Here is a 9,066-nt window from a genome sequence, read left to right on the forward strand (position 1 = left end):
AGCGGCGGCGGAATGGCGGCGACGAAACGGCCGAAGGCATCGGCGCAAAGCCGCCAGACCTCGACCTCGATCGCGGCGCCGCCGCTGCCGACCCGGATGAGCCCCGGTTTGGGTGTGGTCTGGCCGGCAAGCTCATAGAGCTTGTAAGAAGAGCTGGTCCGCGCCGCCCTGCAGAAGCGCGCGCCGGCCTCCTTCAGCTGGCCGTTGAGCGGCATTCCCGAAAGATGCGCGCCAACCACCACCAACTCGATCGTGCCGTCCTCGGCCGATGCGCCGACAGGCTGTGCGCTCGACTGCCGCCAACCGGTCGCGCCGAGGGCGAGGCCGCTCGCCGAGTGGAGGTCGCGCGCGACGGATGCCGCAAGGCCGTCTCGTCCGGCAGTCGCCAGCAGGGTCACGCTCATCGGCAGACCGTCGTCGCGCGTGCCGGTGGGCACGGCGATGCCGCACATGTCGAGCAGATTGACGAAATTGGTGTAGGTGCCGAGCCGGCTGTTGGTGGCGATCGGATCGGCAAGCACGGCATCGACGGTGTAGTGGGTCGGCGCGGTCGGCACGCAGAACAGGTCTACGGAGGCGATCACCGGGGCGAGCCGGGCCTTGTAGGCCTGCAAGGCATAGAAGCCGCGGAAGGCGTCGGCCGCCGACAGGTTTCGGGCGCCGCCGATGATCTTGCGCGTCACCGGATGGAGCGCTGCTTCATTCACCTCGAAGAAATCGCGGATCGCTGCATAGCGCTCCGCCACCCAGGCGCCTTCGTAGAGCAGATCAGCGGTGGCGTAGAAGTCGCCGAACGGGATCTCGACAAGCCGGCAACCGAGCCGCGACAGCATGGCAAGCGAGGCCTCGAAGCCGGCCTGCATCGCCGTATCGCCGAAGAATTTCAGGTCGGCTTTTACCGGGATGCCGACGTTCAGCACCGGGGCGTGCGCCACGAGCGGGTGGACGGCGACGTCACGCGAATACGGATCGGTTGCGTCGCGCGCGGCGGCGATGGAGAATACCGCGTAGGCGTCGTCGACGGTCAGCGCGAAGACCGACACGCAGTCGAGCGTCCGGCAGGCCGGCACGACGCCGGCCGTCGACAGTGCGCCGACGGTCGGCTTCAGTCCGACGATGCTGTTGAGGCCGGCCGGAATGCGGCCCGAGCCGGCGGTATCGGTGCCGAGTGCGAAGGAGACGATGCCGCGCGCCGTCGCCACCGCCGAGCCGGAGGAGGAGCCGCCCGGCACCAGCTTCAGATCGATCGCATTCCTCGGGATCGGCCATGGCGTGCGCACGCCGACGAGGCCGGTGGCGAACTGGTCGAGATTGGTCTTGCCCACGACCAGGGCGCCCGCAGCCTTGAGCCTCGCCACCACGGTTGCGTCGCTTGCGGGCGTGTAGGCAAATTCGGCGCAGGCGGCCGTGGTCGGCATGCCGGCGACATCGATATTGTCCTTGACGGCGAAGGGGATGCCCCAGAGCGGCATGGCCACGGGGTCGAACGGGCAGAGCGCTTCGGCCTCAGCCAGCATCTCGGCTCTCGTCGCAAGGTGGATGAAGATGCCGGGGTCGGCGGCCGCCGCGATGCGGGCCAGCACCGTATCGATCACCTCGGCGATGCCGATGCCGGCTTGGTAGGCCGCGTGCAGGCTGCCGATATCGAAATGGATGTCGCTCATCTCGTCTCCCCCAGAATGATCACCGGCAGGTCCCACTGGATCAGGACGACGCAACCGTCCTTCGTCCACACCGAATGCTCGGTGCCGACCGGATTGAGGATCACGCTGCCCGCCGGATAGTCGCCGTTCTCGTCGCTCTGGGTGCCTTCCAGCACGACGATGGTTTCCAGCCCGACATGACGGTGGCGTGGCACGTCGGCGCCCGGCTGGTATTTGAGGACCGCCACCGACGGCTCGACCGGCCCGCCCTTGAGCAGCCAGTGCACGCCGATGCCGTCGCGGAAAGGCTCGAACGCCAGATCGCGCCAGCCGCCGTCAAGCAGGCCGGCAAAACTGAGATTAGGCATTCGCAATCCCCTCGAGCACCTGATCGGTCGTCGCCGTCCAGCCGATGATCGCGCCTTGCGCCCTGATCATGGCGAGCGCGGCCGCCTTGAACTCGGGAAAATAGCTTTCCGTCGCATCCTCCGCGACCAGGCATTCATAGCCGCGGTCGTTGGCCTCGCGCATCGTCGTCTGCACGCAAACCTCGGTGGTGACGCCGGCAAAGACCAGTTGGCGGGCGCCTAGCCGCTTCAGGTCGTCGCCGAGGGCGGTCGCGTAGAAGGCGCCCTTGCCGGGCTTCTCGATGACGATCTCGCCGGGCAATGGCGCGAGTTCGTCGAGGATCGCCGTGCCGGGCTCGCCGGCGATCAGCACGCGTCCCATCGGTCCGACATCGCCGATGCGGATCGTCGGCTTGCCGCGGTCGCGCTTGGCGGGCGGCAGGTCCGACAAGTCGGGCCTGTGGCACTCCATGGTGTGAATCACCGGCAGGCCGGCGGCGCGAAAGCCCTCGATCAGCTTCTTCACGGTCGGCACGATCGCCACCACCCGGCTGACGTCATTGCCGAGACTGGCGCCGAAGCCGCCCGGCTCGGCGAAGTCCCGCTGCATGTCGATGACGATGAGCGCCGTCGTCTCGGGCCTGAAGGCAAAGGCGAAAGGCTGCGCCGCGATTTCCGCCATCAGTGATGCCCCGCCATGTGCTCGCCGATCGTCTGCACGCTCGCCTGCGCGATCGGCGTCTCGTAGACGAGCGCGCCGTCGGACATGACGAGGATGCGGTCGGAAAGCTCCAGCAACTCGTCGAGGTCCTCCGACATCAGCAGCACCGCGGCGCCCGCGTTGCGTGCCTTCATGATGCGGGCGCGGATCTCGGCGACGGCGGAGAAGTCGAGCCCGAAGCAGGGGTTGGAGACGATCAGCAGATCGACCTCGCCCGTCAGTTCGCGGGCGAGCACCGCGCGCTGCACGTTGCCGCCCGACAGCGAGGCGATCGGCGAGGAGAGCGATGCGGTCTTGACCTTGAACTGCTCGACCAGGCGGGCGCTGAAGGATTTGATGGCGCCAGCGCTGATCCAGCTCACCGGCCTGCCGCTGCCGTCGACGTCGAAGGTGCGGAAGGCGATGTTCTCGGCGACCGTCATCCTTGGCGCGCAGGCATTCTTCAGCGGTTCCTCCGGGATCAGGCGCACATTGAGCGCGCGCGCCTCGGCGCGCGTCGCCGCATAGGCCGTTCCTCGAACCATGACTTCGCCCTGGTCGCGGGCACGCTGGCCCGCCAGCACCTCCAGGAACTCCTTCTGGCCGTTGCCGGAGATGCCGGCGATGCCGACGATCTCGCCGGAGCGCACGCCGAGGTCGGCGATGTCGATCGATTTGAGACCGGTGCGGTCCGGTGCTTTCAGCGCTTTCACCTTGAGCACAATCTCGGCGTCCGCCCTGGGCTCGAGACGGCTGTCGAGTGCAGCGATCGGCTGGTCGCCGATCATCATCGCCGCCATCTCCCTGTGGGAAAGGTCTGACACTTTGCCGGTCCCGGTGAGCCTGCCCTTGCGCAGCACTGTGATGTCGTCGGCGAATGCAGTGACCTCGTGGAATTTGTGGGAGATCATCAGCACGGTGAGATCGCCGGCCTTCGTCATGCCGCGCACCAGGCCAAGCACTTCCTGCGCCTCGCCCGGGGTGAGCACGGATGTCGGCTCGTCCAGCACCAGGAAATTGCGGCCGAGGTAAAGCTGCTTGATGATCTCCAGCTTCTGTTTCTCGCCGGCGGCAAGCTCGGCCACCTTGACGTCGAGCGGCAGTTTGAACGGCATGCGCTCCATGAAGGCGGCGAGCGCGCCGCGCTCCTTGCGCCAGTCAATGACGCCGGGCACCTTTTCTCGCGAGATGACCAGGTTCTCGGCGCCGGTCAGCGAAGGCACCAGCGTGAAATGCTGGTAGACCATGCCGAGGCCCAGCGCCGAAGCATCCCTGGGGCTGGCGATCGCGACCTCCCGGCCGTCGACCAGCATGTCGCCCGACGTCGGGCGGTAGAAACCCATCATGCATTTGACCAGCGTCGACTTGCCGGCGCCGTTCTCGCCGAGCAGAGCATGGAAGGAACCTGCCGGCACCTTGATCGAGACGTCGTCGAGTGCAGTGAAGGCGCCGAAACGCATGGTCATGCCGATGGTCTCGACGCCGATCGCCTTTCTGTGAGTTCCGCTCATCGCCGGTTCCTCACGGCAGCTGGGCGACGAGCGCGGCGGAATTCGACACCGCGCCGAACACACCGCCCTGCATCTTGATCATCTTGATCGCCGCCAGATGGTTGCCGTGGTCGGTGGCTCCGCAGCAATCCTCCAGCATCACGCATTCGAAGCCGCGATCGTTGGCCTCGCGCATGGTGGTGTGAACGCAGACGTCGGTGGTGATGCCGGTAAGCACGATGTTGGCGATGCCGCGCTGGTTGAGGATCAGCTCGAGATCGGTTGCGCAGAACGAGCCCTTGCCCGGCTTGTCGATGATCGGCTCGCCCTCGGCCGGATAGAGGTCGGGGATGATGTCCCAGCCCGGCTCGCCGCGCACCAGGATGCGTCCGCAAGGACCGGGGTCGCCGATGCCGGCATTGATGCGGCGCGAGCGCCAGCGCTTGTTGGCGGGCAGGTCGGCGAGGTCGGGACGATGGCCCTCGCGCGTGTGGATGATGGTGTAGCCCTTGGCCCGCATCGCCGAGAGCACCGCCTTGATCGGCTCGATCGGCGCCCTGACCAGCGACAGGTCATAGCCCATGTGGTCGACATAGCCGCCCGGCCCGCAGAAATCGGTCTGCATGTCGATGATGATCAACGCCGTGTTGTCCGGCCTCAGGTCGCCATTGTAGGGCCAGGGATAGGGATCGGCGTCGATGTAGCGCTGGGTGATCTCGGCTCTGGCGTTCATGGCAAAAACTCCGGTCTCGCGAGCGGTTCCTGGGATGCGGTCACTTGGTGATCGACAGTTCGCCGGGCGCGCCGGCGAGTGTGCGGCTCGGTGACGAGGTGGCGATCATGATGACAAGGGTGAGGATGTAGGGCGCGGCGTAGAACAGGTAGTAGCCTTGCGTGACGCCCACCGACTGCAGCGCCGGCCCGAGGGCGCCGGCGCCGCCGAACAGCAGCGCGGCGGCAAAGCAGCCGAGCGGGTTCCAGCGCGCGAAGATGACCAGCGCCACCGCCATCAGCCCCTGGCCCGACGAGATGCGCTCGGTCCAGCTGCCGGGATAGTAGAGCGACAGATAGGCGCCGCCGATGCCGGCCAGCGCGCCGCCGGCGCCGGTGGCCAGCAGGCGCACCGTGTTCGGGTTGAGGCCCATGGCGCGCGCGGCATCGGCGCTGTCGCCGACGACACGCACGATCAGGCCGACACGGGTGTTGCGGAAGGCCCACCAGAGGAAGACGGCAAGCGCCGCGCCGATCAGGAACAGCACGTTGACGTTGAGCGCCGCCTGCACCTGCGGAATGCTCGACCAGGCGCCGAACGGGATCGCCGGCAGGTCGGGCGCCGAGGGCTGGATGAAAGGCTTGCCGAAGAAGAAGGCTAGCCCGGAGCCGAACAGCATCAGGGCGATGCCGATGGCGATGTCGTTGACCTTCGGGAACTTGCAGATCCAGCCGTGGAAGAGGCCGAAGCAGAGGCCGGCGAAGGCAGCGGCCAAAAGGCCGAGCCAGGGCGAACCGGTCACTACCGCCACTGCGTAGGCGCTCATGGCGCCGAACACCAGCGTGCCTTCGAGGCCGAGATTGATGCGGCCGGAACGCTCGGTGATGGCTTCGCCCAGTGAGACGAAGATGAAGGGCGTGGACACGCGGATGGCGCCGCCCAGCATGGCGAGCGGCACGCCCCACAGCCCGATGTCGGTCGTCTCCATCAGGTGCTCCTCTGCCACAGGTCGGGGTTGAAGAGCTTGAAGCGGCCGTAGAAGGTCTCGCTGAACAGGATGACGATGAAGAGCATGCCCTGCAGCACCAGCACGGTCGCGTCGGGCAGGTCCATGCGGCGCTGGATCAGGCCGCCGGAGGCGTCGATGCCGCCAAGCAGGATGGCGACCGGGATGATGGCGAGCGGATTGTGGCGGGCAAGGAAGGCGACGAGGATGCCGGTGTAGCCGTAGCCGGCGGCAAGCGAGCCATTCGCGCTGCCTTGCACGGCTGCGACCTCCAGCATGCCGGCAAGGCCGGCGAAGCCGCCGGCAAGCGCGGTGAAGCCGACGATCAGCGGCCCGACCGCAAGCCCCTGCACCTGCGCTGCCCTGACATTGCCGCCGGCGATGCGGGCGGCAAAGCCCCAGCGGGTCTTCTCGATCAGCAGCCAGGATAGCACGCAGGCGAGGATGCCGACGCCGAGCCCCCAATGCACCTCCATGCCCGGAATGTTGCCGATGCGGTAGATGTCGGCGAGCGGCTGGGTCGACGGCTTGTTGAGCGAGGCCGGATCGCGCAGCGGTCCTTCCACCAGGTGGTTCATCAGGGCGATGGCAATATAGGCCATCAGCAGGCTGGAGATGGTCTCGTTGACGGCGCGGTAATGGCGAAGCGCACCGACGGCACCAATCCAGATGCCGCCGGCGACCACACCCCCCACGCCCATGAGGAGGATGACGAGAAAAGACGGCGCGCCGTTCAGCGCCACGCCGATGGCGGCGGCCGCGACGCCGCCGAGCACGATCGCGCCCTCGCCGCCGATGACGACCAGCCCGAGGCGCGCCGGCAGCGCCACGCAGAGCGCCGCGAGCAAGAGCGGCGCGCCGCGCGACAGCGAGTTCTGGATCGAGAACCAGGAGCCGAAGCCGCCTCGCCACATCGTCTCGTAGAGCTGGAGCGGCGACTTGCCGACCAGCGCGACGAACACGCTGAACAGCACCATGCCGACGACCAGCGCCGCCAGCGGGATGACGAAGGCCTCCGCCCGCCTGGCAATCCATTCGAGCGCCGCCCGATATCCCCTGGCGCCGAGAAGGGCCGGCACGCCGGCGCTGCTCACGGTGTCCGTCATCGTCCCGTCTCCACTCGTCGTTGTTCCATGCGTGTCGCCCAAAACCGCTGCGCACTTTTGGGCGACACGCCGCCGGCTCAGGCGGTCGAGCCGACGACGCCCTCGACGAGATAGTTTATGCTTTCGAGCTCGATGGCGGTCTCGACGAAAGCCTGGCCTTCGGTGGCGACGACGACGCCCTTGTTGCTCTTCAGCGGACCCTTGATGACGGAGAAGCCGCCCTTCATCATTTCGGCCAGCGTGCCGTCGAACTGCTTGCGGGCCGCTTCGCTGACGGCTGGGCCGAGCGGGCTCATCTTGACGAAGCCGTCGGCCAGGCCGCCGCGGGTGAAATTGGGCAGCGGGGTGCCGGCGATGAGGTCGTCGACGAACATCTTGTAGACCTTGGCCCAGTTCCACTCCACTCCGGTCAGGTATTTCTCCGGCGCAAGCGGGCTCTGGTTGGCGTGATAGCCGCAGACGAAGGCGCCGCGGCCGGCGGCCGTCTCGACCACCACCTTGGGACTGTCGACATGGCAGGTGATGACGTCGGCGCCCTGGTCGACCAGCGCGTTGGTGGCCTCGGCCTCCTTGACCGCCAGCGACCATTCGCCGGTGAAGATCACCTGGCAGGTGATCGTCGGATCGACCGAGCGGGCGCCGAGCAGGAAGGAATTGATGTTGAGGAGGACCTGCGGGATCGGCTTGGCGGCGACGAAGCCGAGCTTCTTCGACTTGGAGGTGTGACCGGCGACGACGCCGTTGAGGTACTGGCCCATGCCGATATAGCCGAAATAGGAACCGGCGTTCATCGGGTGCTTGTCCTTGTTCCACATTCCGCCGCAATGGCGGAACTGCACGTCGGGGAACTTCGCGCACATGGCGAGCATATGCGGATCGAAATAGCCGAAGGAGGTCGGGAAGATCAGCGAGGCGCCGTCGAGGTTGATCATCGATTCCATGGTCTTCTGGACGTCGACCGTCTCGGGAACGTTCTCCTCCTCGACAACGGAAATGCCCTCGATGCTCTTCAGCGTGGCGGCGCCTTCGGCATGCGCCTGGTTGTAGCCGTAGTCGTCCTTGGGGCCGACATAGATGAAACCGACAGTCGCCGAGGCGGCGAACGCCCTGCGGATTGGAAAGGCCGCCGAGGCCAGACCGAGCGCCGCTCCGGCGGCAGAGGTCCTGAGCAGATCGCGGCGGCTAAGCATGAATCTCTCGGTCATATCGAATGCTCCCCTTTTTGGACCCCATCTCCGGGTCGGTTGATGTCTTCTGGAAAAGTGCATGCAATCACCGTGCCAGTTTCAAAGCTTGGTTTTTTGCAATAAAATCAATGCACGGCTTTAGACGCACTGCATAAAGGCGCGGCAAGTGCATGCACTTTTTGCCCGATAAATGATCAGTTTGACATCAAGTTCAAAATCTAGGCATACAAGGTGAAGCCTTGAGTCGAAATTCACCCGCCGGCCGTCCAACCTGCGGGTTGCCTGCATAGACTGGACGGAGGAGACGTGCCGGGAAAGCGCAGCTTGGTCAGGTCGGGCACGACCGTGGATCAGATGGTGAGGGCGATCGCGGACCGCATTGTCACCGGCTATCTGCGCCCCGGCGAAAGGCTCGACGAGGTCTCGCTCGCGGCCCGTTTCGAGGTCTCCCGCACGCCCGTCCGCGAGGCGCTCGGCCATCTGAGCGCCATGGGGCTTGTCGAGAGGCGGCCCAACCGCGGCGCCATCGTCGCCGTGGTGACGCAGGAACATCTCGCCTCGATGTTCGAGAGCATGGCCGAACTGGAGGCGATCTGCGCGCGCTTTTCGGCCGAGCGCATGACGGGGGGCGAGCGCCGGGCGCTCGAGATGGAGCACCAGGCGTCGGCGCGCCTGGTGCAGCTCGGCGCGGAAGAGGATTACGAATACTTCAACACCGAGTTCCACAGCCGGCTTTATCGCGGCGCCCACAACGCGCATATCCAGGATCTGACGGTGACGACCCGCAGCCGGCTGGCGCCGTTCCGCCGCGCGCAGTTCATGCTGCCCGGCCGGTTGGCCAAATCCTGGCAGGAACACGATCTGATCGTCACCGC

Annotated in this window: 9 protein-coding genes; 1 reads left to right on the forward strand and 8 read right to left on the reverse strand. The window is 66.4% G+C overall.

The features are described 5' to 3' along the window. The 8 genes from atzF to EN780_RS20530 all read right to left on the reverse strand — a co-directional run. Window positions 1-1,664: allophanate hydrolase (gene atzF / locus EN780_RS20495; RefSeq protein ID WP_128275137.1), on the reverse strand; the 1,664-nt coding region annotated here is incomplete at its 3' end. Then, complete coding sequence (locus tag EN780_RS20500) at window positions 1,661-2,011, reverse strand: cupin domain-containing protein (protein ID WP_128275138.1); 351 nt, start codon at window positions 2,009-2,011, stop codon at window positions 1,661-1,663. The genes EN780_RS20500 and atzF, both read right to left, overlap by 4 nt. After that, window positions 2,004-2,672 (reverse strand): isochorismatase family cysteine hydrolase, encoded by a 669-nt coding sequence (locus tag EN780_RS20505; RefSeq protein ID WP_128275139.1) that lies wholly within the window; start codon window positions 2,670-2,672, stop codon window positions 2,004-2,006. The genes EN780_RS20500 and EN780_RS20505 overlap by 8 nt, the downstream gene beginning before the upstream one ends. Next, window positions 2,672-4,201: an ABC transporter ATP-binding protein gene (locus tag EN780_RS20510; protein ID WP_128275140.1), complete on the reverse strand. Its 1,530-nt coding sequence runs from the start codon at window positions 4,199-4,201 to the stop codon at window positions 2,672-2,674. The genes EN780_RS20505 and EN780_RS20510 overlap by 1 nt, the downstream gene beginning before the upstream one ends. Before the next feature lie 10 nt (window positions 4,202-4,211). Next, entirely contained in the window at window positions 4,212-4,913 is a 702-nt protein-coding gene (locus tag EN780_RS20515) for an isochorismatase family cysteine hydrolase (protein WP_127285559.1), read from the reverse strand. A gap of 40 nt (window positions 4,914-4,953) precedes the next feature. Continuing rightward, window positions 4,954-5,880, reverse strand: coding sequence for an ABC transporter permease (locus EN780_RS20520; RefSeq protein WP_128275141.1), 927 nt, complete (start codon window positions 5,878-5,880; stop codon window positions 4,954-4,956). Further along, window positions 5,880-7,004: an ABC transporter permease gene (locus EN780_RS20525; RefSeq protein WP_127310459.1), complete on the reverse strand. Its 1,125-nt coding sequence runs from the start codon at window positions 7,002-7,004 to the stop codon at window positions 5,880-5,882. The genes EN780_RS20520 and EN780_RS20525 overlap by 1 nt, the downstream gene beginning before the upstream one ends. Before the next feature lie 77 nt (window positions 7,005-7,081). Continuing rightward, window positions 7,082-8,209, reverse strand: coding sequence for a BMP family ABC transporter substrate-binding protein (locus tag EN780_RS20530; RefSeq protein WP_127393703.1), 1,128 nt, complete (start codon window positions 8,207-8,209; stop codon window positions 7,082-7,084). A 306-nt stretch (window positions 8,210-8,515) separates the two neighbouring features. Here EN780_RS20530 and EN780_RS20535 point away from each other — a divergent pair. Next, window positions 8,516-9,066: GntR family transcriptional regulator (locus EN780_RS20535; protein WP_133372656.1), on the forward strand; the 551-nt coding region annotated here is incomplete at its 3' end.

Source organism: Mesorhizobium sp. M4B.F.Ca.ET.089.01.1.1 (genome assembly GCF_004022605.1).
In the GTDB taxonomy this organism is placed as follows: domain Bacteria; phylum Pseudomonadota; class Alphaproteobacteria; order Rhizobiales; family Rhizobiaceae; genus Mesorhizobium; species Mesorhizobium abyssinicae.